We start from the raw sequence: 13,775 nt of genomic DNA, 5'->3' as shown, positions 1-13,775 counted from the left end.
GCATCAGTGGGTCTTTCCACCCGCGGCGATGACGGACGGGAGGGTTGCTGGTGTCGTTCCTGCGTGCCTCCCGCACCGTGACCGTGGTGCTGGCCGTCCTGCTCGCCGCGCTGGCCGGCTATGCCGTGCTGGCGAACTGGCAGCAGGCCCAGCGCGTCCGCGCCGTCGCGGCGGCCGGCAGCGACACCGACGCGTACCAGAAGGCCGCCTTCGCCCTGACCACCGAGACGACGATGCTGCAGGGCACGATGCTCGAGCACGACGGCGAGGAGCGCGACAAGCTGCTCGACGCCAACCTGGAGACCCAGGCGGCGATGGACCACATGGCGTCGATCGACGAGGAGCACCGGGGCTCCGCCCACGAGCTGGCCGAGCACCACCGCAACCTGCAGATGGTCGTGATCGGGTTCCTGGCCCAGGTCGACCGGGGCGACAACGGCGCGGCCAAGGCGACTGTCGAGGGCGTGCTGGAGCCGGAGTACACGGTGATGATGCGGGAGTTGCTGGACGAGCAGAACGACCATCTCGCCGACTACGAGCGCAAGCAGGCCGACTCGCTGCGCGACTCCCGCAACTCGGTCATCGCCGTCATCGTCGTGTTCCTGCTCGGCGTCGTCGCGCTCGGCGGCCTCGCCCTGTCCCGCCGGGCGCTGCGCCGGCAGGTCGAGGCGATGGCGGCCACCGACCCGCTGACCGGCCTGCTCAACCGCACCGCCTTCACCACCCGGGCCGTCCAGGCCCTCGCGACCGGCCGCCCCACCGTGCTGGTGATCAACGTCGACGGCTTCCGCGACGTCAACGAGCAGCTCGGGCATCGCATCGGTGACCTGCTGCTGATCGAGGCGGCCCGCCGGCTCCGCTCGCTCGTGCGGACGGGCGACGACGTGGTGGCCCGGCTCGGCGGCGACGAGTTCGCCGTCCTGCTGCACGACGACGACCCGCGGGTCGGCGAGACCATCGCCGAGCGCCTGACTGAGGCGTTCGACCGCTCGTTCGTGCTCGACGAGGTCACCGTCGACCTCGAGGTGAGCATCGGCGCGCACACCGCCCGCGACGGCGAGGACGTGGCCACCGTGCTGCGGCACGCCGACACCGCCATGCACGACGCCAAGCAGCACCGGGCCGGCTTCCACCGGTTCCGCGAGGAGCAGCGGCAGGACGTCGCCGCGCGGCTGTCGCTGCTGGGCGACCTGCGCCGGGCCATGGACGACCCGGGTCAGCTGACCCTCAACTACCAGCCCAAGGTCGCGGTCACCGACGGCGCCCTGGTGGGCGTGGAGGCCCTGGCCCGCTGGCACCACCCGGTGCGGGGCCCGATCTCGCCGGCCGACTTCATCCCGGTGCTCGAGGTCACCAACCTCATGCACCGCTTCACCGAGCACGTGCTGACGATCGCGCTGCGGCAGGCCCGCGCCTGGCTCGACGCGGGCCACCGCGTGCCGGTCGCCGTCAACGTGTCGACCCGCAGCCTGCTCGACCCCGAGTTCCCCGTACGGGTGGCGGCCCTGCTCGCCGAGACCGGCGTGCCCGGCGAGCTGCTGTCGATCGAGGTCACCGAGTACGCCCTGATGAGCGACCCGGACACCGCGATCGAGGCGCTGAACCGGCTGCGCGCGGCCGGCGTCAAGTCCTCGATCGACGACTACGGCACCGGCTACTCCTCGATGACCTACCTGAAGGTCCTGCCGATCGCCGAGCTGAAGATCGACCGCTCCTTCGTCCTGGACATCGCCGAGAACAACAGCAGCCGCGCGCTGGTCGCCTCCACGGTCGAGCTGGGCCACCGCCTGGGCCTGACCGTGGTGGCCGAGGGCGTCGAGGACGAGGCCGCCGCCGAGGCCCTGCGCGAGATCGGCTGCGACACGGCCCAGGGCTACCACTTCGCCCGCCCCTTAACCGCCGACGCGCTGACCGCCCGGCTGACCGACCGCGAGCTGGCGGACACCGGTCCGCGCGGCTGACTCGACCCGGGCGATCAGCCGGCTGTTGTGCACGGCGTGCGCGAAGCCCGGGGTGTGCCGGGTCCCGTTCGCGATGTCGCGGGCCAGGCTCGCGTACACCTCACCCACGTTGATCGCGGCGCCGGTCCAGATCTCGGCCGCGGCCGGGCCCGTACCGGTGGCGACGGGCCGGTCGGGGGCGGTGAAGGCCACGCTCGACGACAGCTCGAGATCGCCGACCTGAACGCCGGCCGGGTGGGCACCGGTCAGCCGCAGCCAGCCGTCCGAGCCGCGGATCTCCAGCCGGAACTCGCCAGTGGGCACTCCGGCCAGAATCTGCACACCGGCCGGGGCGCCCGACGCGGTCTTGACGACGGCGTCGAGATGATCCGGAACCTCCCGCACGGTCGTGACACCCGTGTCGGCCAGCCTCACCCGCGGCCACAAGAGCTCCGTACGGGCGTCGACCTCGGTGATGTCGCCCAGCACCGCCTCGACCACGTCCAGCACGTGCCCGGCCGCGATCGGCAGGAAGCCGGCCCCGGCCGCCGCCTTGTCGAAATACTCGTACGGGCTCGCCGACTCCGGCCCGTTGCCGAAGGTGGTGGCGGTGACGCGCGCCGAGAGCAGCCGCCCGAGCCTCCCTTCTCGCACCACGTCGGCCGCGCGGCGCACCGCCGGATTGTGCCGGCCCTGCAGCCCGATCGCGGTGGGCAGCGACCCGGCCGCGGCGGCCATCTCCTCCGCCTCGGCCACGGTCGCGCCCAGCGGTGACTCCGCATAGACGGCTTTGCCCGCGGCCAGGGCGGCCAGCACGAGCTCGCGGTGCGCGGGCACCTTGACGGCCACGGTGACGAGGTCGATCTCCGGGTCGCGGATGAGGGCGAACGGGTCGGCGTACCACCGCTCGGCGTGGAAAGTTTCGGCCGCGCGGCGGGCACTCTCCTCGTGCCGGGTGGCCACCGCGGCCAGGGCGAATTGCGGCTGAGCGGCCAGCGCGGGAATGTGCGCCGCCCCGGCCCAGCTGGCCTTGGTGTCGGCACCGATGATGCCGGCGCGAATCGTGCGGGACATGGATGCTCCGTTTCTACAGGTTGACGGCGGCCATGCCGGGCTCGTCGTGACGAGCGCCGGCGGCCGCGGGCAGGGCGGTCAGGCGGGCGAGCTGGGCCTCGGTGAGCCGGAGCCGGTCGGCGGCGGTGTTCTCCTCGAGCCGGTCGATCCGTTTGGTGCCGGGGATCGGCGCGACGGCCTCGCCCCGCGCAAGCAGCCAGGCCAGGGCGACCTGGGCCGGCGTGGCCCCGGCCTCGGCCGCGACCGCGCGCACCTCGTCGGCGAGGCGCAGGTTGCGGGCCAGGTTGCCGCCGGTGAAGCGGGGGTTGGTGCGGCGCCAGTCGGTGGCGTCGAGGCCGTCGAGCGAGCGGATCGTGCCGGTGAGGAAGCCGTGCCCGAGCGGCGAGTACGGCACCAGGCCGATCCCCAGCTCGCGCAGCACCGGCAGGATCTCGGCCTCGGGGTCGCGGGTCCACAGCGAATACTCGGTCTGCACGGCCGCCACCGGATGCACCGCGTGCGCCCGGCGGATCGTGGCCGCCGACGCCTCGGACAGCCCGATGTGCCGCACCTTGCCCGCGGCGACCAGCTCGCTCAGGGCGCCGGCGGTCTCCTCGATCGGCGTGCCCGGGTCGACCCGGTGCTGGTAGTAGAGGTCGATGCGGTCGGTGCCGAGCCGGCGCAGCGACCCGTCGGCGGCGGCCCGGACGGCGGCCGGGCGGCTGCCCGAGATCAGGCCGAACTTGGTGGCGATCACGTAGTCGTCGCGGCGGCCGCGGATCGCCCGCCCGACCAGCTCCTCGTTGACGTAGGGGCCGTAGACCTCGGCCGTGTCGAGGTGGGTGACGCCCAGGTCGCGGGCGCGGTGAATGGTGCGGATCGACTCGGCGTCGTCGCGGCCGGCGCCCGTGTAGTACGCCGACATCCCCATGACGCCGAGGCCGATGCGGGGGACTTCGAGCCCGCCCAGGGTGGTGGTTCGCATGTCGCGCCTCCGTTTGAACTTGACGCATCAAGAAGTACACGCTCGAACTTGATGCGTCAACAAGAGGGGCTAGGATGGGGCCATGACGAAGAGCACCCCGCGCTGGCTGGAACCCGACGAGCTGGCGGCCTGGCTGGCCAACTCGGCGATCATGATCAGCCTGCCGGCGGCGCTCGACGCGCGCATGCAGCGCGAATCGGGGATGACGTTCTTCGAATACATGGTGCTGTCGGTGCTCTCCGAGGAGCCCGAGCGCACGATGCGGATGAGCGACCTGGCCGGCCGGACGGCGGCGTCACTGTCCCGGCTGTCCCACGTCGCCGGGCGGCTGGAGGCGCGGGGGCTGCTCACCCGCGCCCGCGTCCCCGGCTCGGGCCGCCGGACGAACGCGACGCTGACCGAGGCCGGCTACGCCGAGGTGGTGGCGGCGGCCCCGGGCCACGTCGCCGCGGTCCGCGAATACCTGATCGACGACCTGGACCGCGACGACCTGAAAGCGTTGCGGCGCATCGGGTCCGCGGTCGAGGCCGCCATCAAGCGCAGCCCGGCCCTATGACACCTGGAACGTGGTCAGCACCGCGGCGTGGTCGGAGGTCCAGGCGTTGGCGGCGTGGTTCGGGATGGGCTGGGGTGCGCCGACGACCAGGGTGCGCGAGCCCAGCACCGGCCAGCCGCCCCTGGCGTACACGAAATCGATCCGGTCCTGCGGTTCGGGCTGCCCGGCGAACTGGTCGTAGCCGTAGCCCCCGGCGAACGTCCGCGTGATAGGCGACCACGTATTGCCGGGCACAGCGACCGGGTCGGGGTGGGCCACGCGGAAGGTGTCGGTCAGGCCGGCCTGGGCAGGCAGCGTGGAAGTGGGCCACGGGACGGTCTGCTGATAGCCGCACCGGCGGGTGGCCGGGGTCCAGTCGAGGTGCGAGGCGGCATTGAAGTCGCCGGTCAACAGGATCGGGGTGGTGGCCGACTGGCCCAGCTGCGCCTGCATCCGCTGCAGGATCGTGGTGATCTGACCCGTACGGCCGGAGTCCGCCTCCCGCTGCAGCAGGCGCGCGGTCGAGAGCTTGCCGAAACAGGCGCCGTACGGCCCGTACGGGGTGTAGCCGAGATGCGCGTTCCACAGCGCCACGTCATCGCCGAACTGGTCGTCGAGGCTGATCACGACGTCGTTGGCCTTGACCCCGCCGGACGACTGGGCGCCCCGGCGCACGATCGGATAGCGGCTCAGGATGCCGACGTCGGCCCCGGCGTCGTAATAGTTCCAGCCCAGGGCCGCCCCGAGGGCCGCCGCCGCGCCGTCGTTCTCCTGGATGCCGACGACGTCGACGTCCTGCTCGACCAGGAAACGGAGCTGCTTGGCGCGGTAGTCGGTGACCCGGGTGCCGCCGTGCCACAGGTTCCAGCTCATCACGTTGAGCGTGGGCACGAGCCGGTCGGCGGCGCGGCTGACGTCGACGGTGACCCGCGTACGGGCGGTCTGGCCGGTGCCGTTGGTGGCCTGCACGGTGGCCGCGGCCGTGGTGCCGCCCGCGCTCTCGGGCGGGGTGCCGCCGATCGTCCCGTCCCGCCCGACGGTCAGCCAGGCCGCGCCGTCGACCTTGGCGAACGCGACGCCCTGACGGTCACCGGTGAGCAGGCCGGCCACCGACGCCTGATAGCCGCGCTGGGCCTTGGCGTTGCGCAGCGGCGTGGTCGCGGCGACGAACTGCAGCGCCTGCGAGCTGCGCACGGTGAAGCGTACGGGCTCGGCGAACCAGGCGTATCCGTCGCGGGCCAGCCCGTACGCGATGTAGTTGCCGGGCGCCCAGGAGCCGGTGGCGAAACTCAGCGTGCCGCTCGCCGCGGTGGCGTACTGCCATTGGAACGAGGGCCCGACGAACTTCTGATCGACCGGTCCGTTGCCGGGATCGGTGTAGATGCCGACCCAGTTGGTGGCGTTCGCGGCGTCGGCCCGATAGTCCACCCGCAAGGCCTCACCCTGCACGACGACGGGCGTGCCGATGGCCAGGCTCCCCGTCGGCGCGGGAGCGACGGCGACGCCGACAAGAGCCACAACGGCCGCCAGGGCCAGCTTGATCATAACTCTGGACTCAACCGCAGCCAGCGACGTCAATCAATGCCTGACAGTAAAGTTCGTAGACTGTTTCACATCACTCCGCCGGAAAGGCGCGGCCGGGCCACTCCTCGACCCGGCGGACGAGATCGCCCAGCGCCGCCTCGAAGACCGGGTCGTCGATCTCGCCGGTGCGCAGGCTCCGCCACAGGTCCGCCATGTCGTCGCCGATATCACCCTCTTGGTACTCGTTCCCCCTCACCCCACCTGGCACGCCGACCTGCCACGCCGACGCCGCGGCCAAGGCCGGTCAGGCGCTGCCATTCGAGTCCCCGCCGTCGTGGACGCCTCAGGAACCCGGACCACCTGAGTCAGGGGCGATGGCTTCCGGGGCGGGACCGTCCGGGCCGGCAGAATCCGTGCCGCCCGAGCCCGTGGCTGTGGCATTCGGGCCGCGCAAACCCGAGGCCGACCGGGGTGTGGACCGGAGAGCGTCGACGGTGGACGCCACACCGATGGCGGCCAGCGCGGCGACGGCCACCCAGAGGCCGTAGGCGTAGCGGAACGAGGCGGCGACCTGGTCGTAGCTGTCCCAGTCGCGTACTTCCGCGACCGTCGGAGCGGGTTCGGCCGATGGCTGGCCGGACTGAAGGAACACGGCGGCCACCGCGTCAGTGGCGTCGCGCCGGGCCAGCACCGTCGCCCCGAACAGCACGATGGCCGCGGCCAGGGCCAGCCCGCCCACGGCCGTCGCGCGCCAACTGCGGGAGGGCAGCGCCGCGGCGGCGAGCGCCATCAGCAGGAGCGCCGCGGCCGACCAGGCGACGGGCTGCGCCGGCAGGGACAGGGTTTCCGGCCCGAGAAACTGTTCGACCTCGGCGGCGCTCAGCCGGCGGATCGGCTCGCGGTCGGCGTCCTCGGTGTAGTAGATCTCGGGGGCGCCGCCGGTCATCACATCGGCACCGGTGTAGGTGACCCGCCACTGCGTACGCGGCGACTGGTCGGCGCCGCAGGAGGCACTCATGAACGGCAAAAGCAGGCACAACCCGGCCAGGATCAAACCCGCCGGACTCAACAGACGCCGAAGCACCCCGGCCCGCTGACGTCTTCCGCCCACTCCCCCAGACACGGCACCACTGTGGCCCCCATCCGCAAGCCCACACCCCGACACCTCCCGCGGCGCCGGATTGCCAGCGGCACGCTGACTTCCGCGGCGCCGGTTGCGAGCGCGCGGCAGCGTTTCTACGGTCGGGGGCATGACGGCGGATCTTTTCGACGCGACGGCGATGTACGAAGAGGACTATCTGCATTTCTTCGCCACCGAGAGCAAAGGCCCCACCCACGGCCCCCTGGTCGGCACGGCCTATCGGGAGGACGCGGCCGTCGATCTTGTCTGGCGACTGCTCGAACTGGCGCCGGGCATGGCGGTGCTCGATCTCTGCTGCGGTCACGGCACGATGGCCAACGCGCTGGCGGCGCGTGGCTGCCGGGTGACCGGGCTCGACTCGTCCCCCGTCTTCTTGGAGCGGGCGCGGGCCGACGCAACGGCGGAGGTCGAGTTCGTGGCCGGTGACATGCGGGCGCTGCCGGACTGGACGGGCCGGTTCGATCGGGTGATCAACTGGACCACCGCGTACGGGTATTTCGACGACGCCACGAATCGGGGCGTGCTCGGCGAGATCGCTCGGGTGCTGCGGCCCGAGGGCAGGGTCGCGATGGATCTGGACAACCTGACGCGGTTTCTGGCCTCGGTCCCGCCGTCGCGGATCACGTCCGCCCTCGACAACGGTGACATGCTGGTCGACCGGCACCACCTCGACCCGCTGACGATGCGGTTCGAGGTGGAGCGGACGGTGATCCGGGACGGCCGGGCCCGCCGCCTGACGTTCGTGAAGCGGCTGTTCGCCTTTCCCGAGCTGCGCGACTGGCTGGTCGCCGCCGGGTTCGACGAGGTGGCCGGCTTCGGCGAGGACGGCGAGCCGTTGACCGCGGAGCACCACCGCATGGTGATGGTCGCCGGGAGAAGCTAGTTGCTGACGTGGACGTAGTCGATCAGCATGCGGCTCTCGTCGGGGAGGCCGGCCGGGTTGCCCTGGCCGAAGTTTCCGCCGATGGCCAGGTTGAGGATGATGAAGAAGTTGTGCTCGAACACCCAGTCGACGTTGCCCTTGGCGGCCCGCAGCGATTCCGGGGTGGCCCGGAAGAATTCGTTGCCGTCCACGGTCCAGACGATCAGGTTGGGTGACCAGTCCACGGCGTACGTGTGGAAGTCCTGGTGCCACGGCGTGCCCGAGACGATCTGGTTGCCGTAGGACTCGCCGCCCGAGTAGCCGGGGCCGTGCAGCGTGCCGAAGAGCTGGTTGGGTTCGCGGCCGACGACCTCCATGATGTCGATCTCGCCGTCCGTGGGCCAGTTGCCGCCGCCCAGCATCCAGAAGGCGGGCCAGAGGCCGGAGCCGTCGGGCACCTTGATCCGCGCCTCGACCCGTCCGTACTGCTGGGTGAACTTGCCCGAGGTCTGGATGCGGCCCGACGTGAACTGGCAGGCGCCGTTCCAGCAGTCGTTGTGCCCGCCGCTGCCCTTACGCGCCGTAATCACCAGGTGACCTTCGCCGTCCATGGCGACGTTGCTCGTGCCCTCGGTGTAGTACTGCAGCTCCTGGTTGCCCCAGCCATGGCCGCCGGTATCGAAATTCCACTTCGAGGTGTCGACGCCGGAGCCGGCCGGACCGTTGAAGTCCTCGTTCCAGACCACTGCGGCCTCGGCGGTGTCGTTGCGGGAGCCGACCGTGAGGCCCGCGCCGAGGGTCACCGTGAGGGCGGTGGCCGCGATCAAAAACCTTGACTTACGCATGGGGAATCCTCCGGGGGAGAGGGACAAAACCGATCAATCCCCAACATAGACCCCCGTTGTTCGAGGAACGCAACCCTGACCGCTCACTTCACGGTGCGTGACGGCCGGGTGGGGCGCAACCGGGCAGCCCGGGTCGGCCCGATCGGGCACCGATCGCGTTCCCCCGGGGCAGCAAGGTCCAAAAGTCAGGGCACGAAGACCTCGGCCACCCGGATGACCACCCCGTCGCGGAACCGCAAAGTGATGGGCCCGGATCGGAGCCGCGCCAACGGGACCGGCACGAAGCGGCGCGCGTCCCGCGGCGAGACCGCGAGAACGACGGCCTTCGCGGCGACCCGGGCGGTGTGCAGCTTCGTGTCGGGGTTGCGGTAGTAGTAGTCGTTGCACCATTCCATGTCCGGGATCTCCTGCCCGTCCTCGCGGCACGCCTTGGTCGCGGCCGCACCCCAGAACCAGGTGACGACGTCGAAGGTCACCGTCCGGGTCTTCGGGTCGACGGCCTTGAGATAGGCGTAACGCTCGCCCGAGATCGCCGCGGCGGCCGGGGCGGGAACGGCGATCGGCAGCAAGGACAAGGCAACCAGCCCGGCCAGTCGGTGCGCTCTCATGCCGTCATTGTTGGACGACCACCCGCCCGCGCTCAGGCCCCGATCGAATGACCACGCGATCGGATGAGTCAGCGACCGACGGTGCTCTCGCGGGGTAGGAGCGTGTGGGCGGCCCGCGCCTCGGCCGGGGCCGGGGCGGCGCCGCCCTCGATCAGGGCGACCAGGCTCTCGACGGCCAGCGTCGCTATCGCCTGCTTGTCGGGGACGATCGTGCTCAGGCTGGGAGTGGCGAACTCGCCCTCCTCGATGCCGTCGATGCCGATCACGGCCACGTCGTCGGGCACCCGGAAGCCGGCCGTGAGCAGGCCACGTAAGGCGCCCAGCGCGAGCAGGTCGTTGTAGCAGAAGATCGCGTCGGGCGGGGAGTCGAGGGCCATCAGGGCGGTGGCGGCGGTGGCGCCGAGGCGACGATGGAAGCGCTCGGTCGGGCGGACCAGCGCCGGATCGTACGGGAGACCGGCCCTTTCCAGCGCCTGCCGATAACCCGCCGTGCGCAGTTGCGCGGTCTCGCCCGTACGGTAGGGCTGGTCTCCGACGGCCGCGATGCGGGTGCGGCCCAGGCCGATCAGGTGCTCGGTGGCCTCGCGGGCGGCCGCCACGTTGTCGATCGCCACGTGCGAGAAGCTGCCGTCGAAGATGTGCTCGCCGAGCAGCACGACCGGCGTCTTGTTGCCGCGTTCGCGCAGCTCCTGGGCGCTGAGCGTGAGCGGGCTCAGGATCAGCCCGTCGAACAGGGTGAGCCGCGAGTTGCGGGTGAGCAGCTCCCTCTCCCGTACGGGGTCGGCGTCGGTCTGGTCGACCATGACCGCGTAGCCGTGCTTGCGGCCGGCCGCGATGACCGCGCGGGCCAACTCGGCGAAGTAGGGCACGTCGAGCTCGGGCACGACCAGGCAGAGCATGCCGCTGCGGCCCTGTTTCAGGTTGCGGGCGATCAGGTTGGGCCGGTAGTCGAGCTCGGTCAGCGCCGTCTCGACCTTGGCCCGCAGGCTGTCGGAGACCGGGGCGTAGCCGTTCACGACGTTCGACACCGTACGGATCGACACCCCGGCCCGGGTCGCCACATCCCGCAGCGTGGCCTCGCGCATGGTCCGCCCTCCCCTGAGTCGACCGACAGCTTAATGCAACGCGCCCATCATAGGTCTTGCATCGTTGCAGAGCTACGTGCACGATGTCTGCATCGTTGCAGAGCGAGTCTGCAGAGCTGCCACCAGCTCGGAGGAGCCCGATATGACAACCACCCGCCGTTCCCTTTTGGCCGGCGCTGCCGGTGCCACCGCCCTGACCGCCCTCGCCGCCTGCGGCGGTGGCGACGACACCACGACCTCCCAGCCCCTGACCGCGTCGTCGTCCGCCGGCCCGCTCACCGGATCCCTCACGATCTGGAGCCGCTCGGGCGACCTGTTCAAGGTCTTCGACGCCGCGATCAAGAAGTTCACCGCCGCCAACCCCGGCGTCACCGTCGACCACCAGGCCGTCGACATCGACGCCAAGCTGGCCAACACGCTGATCTCGGGGGCCGGGGTGCCCGACGGCTCGTTCTGGGACGACGCGAAGATCGCCGGTCAGGCCGAGCACCTGTACGACCTGACCACGCTGATCGCCCCGTACCGCGACAAGATCGCCCCGCAGAAGCTGAGCGTGAACACCGTCGACGGCAAGGTCTACGGCGTCCCGTGGGACCTCAACCCGGGCCTGCTCTACTACCGCGAGGACCTGCTGCAGGACGCGAGCATCGACCCGGCGTCCCTGGCCACGTACGACGATCTGCTGACCGCCTCGAAGAAGCTGCAAGAGCGCAACGCCAAGGCCAAGCCGATCCACCTCGACGCCGACCCGTTCCTGGGCCAGCTCTGGCTCGAGATGCTGGCCAACCAGCAGGGCACCAGCCTCAGCGACGACCAGGGCAAGCTGCGCCTCGACTCCGAGGAGTACCGCCGGATCCTCACCTGGATCAAGTCGGCCGTCGACGACAAGCTGGTCACCCACACCCCGTACCTGAAACCGGCCGACATCGCCGCGCTCGAGGACGGCACGCAGGCGTTCGTGCCGTGGGCGATCTGGTTCGACTTCGCCCCGCAGACCCTGCTCAGCAAGACCAAGGGCAAGTGGCGCGCGGCCCCGCTGCCCGCCTGGACCCCGGGCGGCGCCCGCAGCGGCGCGATGGGCGGCAGCAGCTTCGTCATCCCGGCCAAGGCCAAGAACCCCGAGCTGGCCTGGCGCCTGTACGAGTTCCTGACCGTCAGCGACGAGGGCATCAAGGCGGTCTACGGCCCCAGCGACACCTACCCCGGCGGGCTCAACACCTCGGTGCCCGCGTTCCTGCCCGCGCTCGACGCCGAGCCGCTGTTCAAGCCGGTCGAGGCGCTCGGCGGTCAGGACCTCTGGAAGGTCGCCGTCGAGGCCAGCAAGACGATCCCGGCCGCCGCCCCGATTCCGGCCTGGTGGGCCAAGGCCGTCGACTATCTCGGCAACAACGTGCAGCGGCTGATCCAGGGGCAGATGGCACCGGACGACGTGATCGCCGAGTCGACCAAGCAGATCCAGCGGAACCTGGTGGACCGCGCCTGATGTCCGCGCTCCTTCGAAGGAGAGCGGCGCCGTACGTCTTCGTCCTGCCCTTCTTCCTCGTGTTCGCCGCCTTCGGCGCGTACCCCTTGGCGTACGCGCTGCGGTTGAGCTTCACCAAGTGGACCGGGGCCGGCGAGGCCCGCTGGATCGGCTTCGACAACTACACGTATTTGCTGACCAGCCCCGAATTCTGGGCGTCGCTGGGCAACAGCTCGGTCATGTGGTTGCTCGTGGTGCCGATCCAGCTCGTCGCCGGCCTCGGCGCCGCGGTGCTGCTGTCCAACGCGAAACTGCGGCTGCGCGGGGTGTTCCGGGTCGCGTTCATCGCCCCGTTCGTGACCCCGCTGGTCGCCATGGCCCAGGTCTGGATCGTCGTCTTCGACCGCGACTACGGCCTGGTCAACCACGCGCTCAACCTGGTCGGCCTGCCCGACGTGGGCTGGCTGACCAGCACCGCCTGGTCCAAGCCGACGCTGGCGCTGCTGTTCCTGTGGAAGACGACGGGGTTCGCGATCATCATCCTGCTCGCGGGTCTCCAGTCGGTCCCCAGCCACGTGTACGAGGCGGCCGACCTCGACGGCGCCTCACGGGCCCGGCAGTTCTGGTCGATGACCGTCCCGCTGATGCGCCGCAGCCTGTCGTTCCTGCTGGTGATCCAGACGCTCGCGGTGTTCCAGATGTTCGCCGAGCCGTTCGTGGTGACCCAGGGCGGCCCGTACGGCTCCACGACCACCGCCGGGCTCTACCTCTACGACCACATCACGGCGTCCGACCTCGGCACCGGGGCGGCCAACTCGTTCCTGCTGGTGATCCTCGTGTTCGCGTTGTCCCTTGTCTCCGTCCGGCTGCTGCGAGCGCGCGATGAATGACAAAAGACCAGGCATTCCCACGTACGCACTATTGGGCGTACTGGCGTTGCTGTTCCTCTACCCGATCTGGTGGGCGATCAGCTCGTCGGTCAAGCCGGCCGCGGAAATCATCAGCGACCCGCTCGGCTTCACCCTGGGCGACGTCACGCTCGACGGCTATCGGGCCATGTTCGCCGACGTGCCGATCGGAACCGGCTTCGCCAACACCGCACTGGTGCTCGCGATCAAGGGCGGCATGACGCTGTTCTTCTGTCCCCTGGCCGGTTACGCGTTCGCCAAATACAAGTTCCCCGGCAAGGACGTCCTCTTCGGAATCGTGCTGCTGACCCTGATGCTGCCCACGCTCGTGCTCATCATTCCGTTGCTGCTGGAAATGAGCGCGCTGGGCTGGGTCAACACGTACAAGGCGCTGATCCTGCCGGGCAGCATCGACGCGTTCAGCATCTTCTGGATGCGGCAGGTGATCGCGGCCATTCCCGACGAGCTGCTCGACGCCGGAAGGGTCGACGGCGCCTCGGAATTCGGGGTGTTCCGGCGGATCGTCGTGCCGGTGATCCGGCCCGGACTGGCCGGGCTCGCGGTGCTGACCATGATGAACGTCTACAACGACTTCGTCTGGCCCGTGGTCGCCGTCAACGACGAGCGGCATCAGACGTTGCAGGTGGTGCTCTCGACCCTGGCCCAGAACATCAGCGGCAACCGGATCGGCGCCGACTTCGCCACCGTCTGGAGCGAACTGCTCGCCGCCAGCAGCATCGCGATGATCCCGCTGCTGCTCGTCTTCATTCTCCTGCAACGCCACTTCATCAACGGCATCCTCGCCGGCAGCGTCAAAGGCTGAAAGG

General features: G+C 70.5%; 14 protein-coding genes. 6 read left to right on the top strand and 8 right to left on the bottom strand.

The window, feature by feature from the left end:
• Window positions 1-50 precede the first annotated feature (50 nt).
• Window positions 51-1,961, top strand: a complete 1,911-nt coding sequence (locus JKJ07_RS15285; protein ID WP_202992180.1) for a putative bifunctional diguanylate cyclase/phosphodiesterase — start codon at window positions 51-53, stop codon at window positions 1,959-1,961.
• Here the strand turns inward: JKJ07_RS15285 and JKJ07_RS15280 are convergent.
• Both JKJ07_RS15280 and JKJ07_RS15275 read right to left on the bottom strand, forming a co-directional pair.
• Complete coding sequence (locus JKJ07_RS15280; protein WP_202992179.1) at window positions 1,893-3,014, bottom strand: Gfo/Idh/MocA family protein; 1,122 nt, start codon at window positions 3,012-3,014, stop codon at window positions 1,893-1,895. The genes JKJ07_RS15285 and JKJ07_RS15280 overlap by 69 nt on opposite strands.
• Window positions 3,015-3,027: 13 nt before the next feature.
• Window positions 3,028-3,978 carry an aldo/keto reductase gene (locus JKJ07_RS15275; protein WP_202992178.1) on the bottom strand — a complete coding sequence of 317 codons (951 nt, stop codon included), beginning with the start codon at window positions 3,976-3,978 and terminating at the stop codon, window positions 3,028-3,030.
• Window positions 3,979-4,060: 82 nt separating this feature from the next.
• On the opposite strand from JKJ07_RS15275, the gene JKJ07_RS15270 reads away from it, so the two are divergent.
• Entirely contained in the window at window positions 4,061-4,534 is a 474-nt protein-coding gene (locus JKJ07_RS15270) for a MarR family winged helix-turn-helix transcriptional regulator (RefSeq protein ID WP_202992177.1), read from the top strand.
• Here the strand turns inward: JKJ07_RS15270 and JKJ07_RS15265 are convergent.
• The 3 genes from JKJ07_RS15265 to JKJ07_RS15260 all read right to left on the bottom strand — a co-directional run bounded on the left by JKJ07_RS15265 (window position 4,529) and on the right by JKJ07_RS15260 (window position 7,055).
• Complete coding sequence (locus tag JKJ07_RS15265; protein ID WP_202992176.1) at window positions 4,529-6,058, bottom strand: endonuclease/exonuclease/phosphatase family protein; 1,530 nt, start codon at window positions 6,056-6,058, stop codon at window positions 4,529-4,531. The two genes, JKJ07_RS15270 and JKJ07_RS15265, sit on opposite strands and share 6 nt — an antisense overlap.
• Before the next feature lie 70 nt (window positions 6,059-6,128).
• Window positions 6,129-6,251 carry a hypothetical protein gene (locus JKJ07_RS51110; protein WP_268919159.1) on the bottom strand — a complete coding sequence of 41 codons (123 nt, stop codon included), beginning with the start codon at window positions 6,249-6,251 and terminating at the stop codon, window positions 6,129-6,131.
• A gap of 129 nt (window positions 6,252-6,380) precedes the next feature.
• A complete protein-coding gene (locus tag JKJ07_RS15260; protein WP_202992175.1) occupies window positions 6,381-7,055 on the bottom strand; it encodes a hypothetical protein in 675 nt (224 codons plus the stop codon).
• Window positions 7,056-7,287: 232 nt separating this feature from the next.
• On the opposite strand from JKJ07_RS15260, the gene JKJ07_RS15255 reads away from it, so the two are divergent.
• Window positions 7,288-8,061 carry a class I SAM-dependent methyltransferase gene (locus JKJ07_RS15255; protein ID WP_202992174.1) on the top strand — a complete coding sequence of 258 codons (774 nt, stop codon included), beginning with the start codon at window positions 7,288-7,290 and terminating at the stop codon, window positions 8,059-8,061.
• Here JKJ07_RS15255 and JKJ07_RS15250 read toward each other — a convergent pair.
• The 3 genes from JKJ07_RS15250 to JKJ07_RS15240 all read right to left on the bottom strand — a co-directional run bounded on the left by JKJ07_RS15250 (window position 8,058) and on the right by JKJ07_RS15240 (window position 10,578).
• Window positions 8,058-8,885, bottom strand: coding sequence for a glycoside hydrolase family 16 protein (locus tag JKJ07_RS15250; RefSeq protein ID WP_236028987.1), 828 nt, complete (start codon window positions 8,883-8,885; stop codon window positions 8,058-8,060). The two genes, JKJ07_RS15255 and JKJ07_RS15250, sit on opposite strands and share 4 nt — an antisense overlap.
• Window positions 8,886-9,070: 185 nt before the next feature.
• On the bottom strand, window positions 9,071-9,493 hold the full coding sequence (locus JKJ07_RS15245; protein WP_202992173.1) for a hypothetical protein: 423 nt from the start codon (window positions 9,491-9,493) through the stop codon (window positions 9,071-9,073).
• A 68-nt stretch (window positions 9,494-9,561) separates the two neighbouring features.
• Window positions 9,562-10,578 carry a LacI family DNA-binding transcriptional regulator gene (locus tag JKJ07_RS15240; protein WP_202992172.1) on the bottom strand — a complete coding sequence of 339 codons (1,017 nt, stop codon included), beginning with the start codon at window positions 10,576-10,578 and terminating at the stop codon, window positions 9,562-9,564.
• A gap of 142 nt (window positions 10,579-10,720) precedes the next feature.
• On the opposite strand from JKJ07_RS15240, the gene JKJ07_RS15235 reads away from it, so the two are divergent.
• The 3 genes from JKJ07_RS15235 to JKJ07_RS15225 are packed head-to-tail and all read left to right on the top strand — an operon-like array spanning window position 10,721 to window position 13,771.
• The gene (locus tag JKJ07_RS15235) at window positions 10,721-12,061 is read left to right on the top strand and encodes an ABC transporter substrate-binding protein (RefSeq protein WP_202992171.1); all 1,341 of its coding nucleotides are present in this window, start codon (window positions 10,721-10,723) and stop codon (window positions 12,059-12,061) included.
• The gene (locus JKJ07_RS15230; RefSeq protein ID WP_202992170.1) at window positions 12,061-12,930 is read left to right on the top strand and encodes a carbohydrate ABC transporter permease; all 870 of its coding nucleotides are present in this window, start codon (window positions 12,061-12,063) and stop codon (window positions 12,928-12,930) included. The genes JKJ07_RS15235 and JKJ07_RS15230 overlap by 1 nt, the downstream gene beginning before the upstream one ends.
• Window positions 12,923-13,771, top strand: a complete 849-nt coding sequence (locus JKJ07_RS15225) for a carbohydrate ABC transporter permease (protein WP_202992169.1) — start codon at window positions 12,923-12,925, stop codon at window positions 13,769-13,771. The genes JKJ07_RS15230 and JKJ07_RS15225 overlap by 8 nt, the downstream gene beginning before the upstream one ends.
• The last annotated feature ends 4 nt before the right edge of the window (window positions 13,772-13,775 follow it).

Source organism: Paractinoplanes lichenicola, from assembly GCF_016785085.1.
Taxonomy (GTDB): Bacteria; Actinomycetota; Actinomycetes; order Mycobacteriales; family Micromonosporaceae; genus Actinoplanes; species Actinoplanes lichenicola.
Note: the sequence above shows the minus strand (reverse complement) of the source record. Positions and strands in the feature narration are given on the sequence as shown.

Coding starts and splice junctions, on each gene's coding strand:
- JKJ07_RS15225 (WP_202992169.1), top strand. CDS start 12,923: ATGAATGACAAAAGACCAGGCATTCCCACGTACGCACTATTGGGCGTA.
- JKJ07_RS15230 (WP_202992170.1), top strand. CDS start 12,061: ATGTCCGCGCTCCTTCGAAGGAGAGCGGCGCCGTACGTCTTCGTCCTG.
- JKJ07_RS15270 (WP_202992177.1), top strand. CDS start 4,061: ATGACGAAGAGCACCCCGCGCTGGCTGGAACCCGACGAGCTGGCGGCC.
- JKJ07_RS15265 (WP_202992176.1), bottom strand. CDS start 6,058: ATGATCAAGCTGGCCCTGGCGGCCGTTGTGGCTCTTGTCGGCGTCGCC.
- JKJ07_RS15235 (WP_202992171.1), top strand. CDS start 10,721: ATGACAACCACCCGCCGTTCCCTTTTGGCCGGCGCTGCCGGTGCCACC.
- JKJ07_RS15245 (WP_202992173.1), bottom strand. CDS start 9,493: ATGAGAGCGCACCGACTGGCCGGGCTGGTTGCCTTGTCCTTGCTGCCG.
- JKJ07_RS15255 (WP_202992174.1), top strand. CDS start 7,288: ATGACGGCGGATCTTTTCGACGCGACGGCGATGTACGAAGAGGACTAT.
- JKJ07_RS15280 (WP_202992179.1), bottom strand. CDS start 3,014: ATGTCCCGCACGATTCGCGCCGGCATCATCGGTGCCGACACCAAGGCC.
- JKJ07_RS15250 (WP_236028987.1), bottom strand. CDS start 8,885: ATGCGTAAGTCAAGGTTTTTGATCGCGGCCACCGCCCTCACGGTGACC.
- JKJ07_RS51110 (WP_268919159.1), bottom strand. CDS start 6,251: ATGGCGGACCTGTGGCGGAGCCTGCGCACCGGCGAGATCGACGACCCG.
- JKJ07_RS15240 (WP_202992172.1), bottom strand. CDS start 10,578: ATGCGCGAGGCCACGCTGCGGGATGTGGCGACCCGGGCCGGGGTGTCG.
- JKJ07_RS15275 (WP_202992178.1), bottom strand. CDS start 3,978: ATGCGAACCACCACCCTGGGCGGGCTCGAAGTCCCCCGCATCGGCCTC.
- JKJ07_RS15260 (WP_202992175.1), bottom strand. CDS start 7,055: ATGAGTGCCTCCTGCGGCGCCGACCAGTCGCCGCGTACGCAGTGGCGG.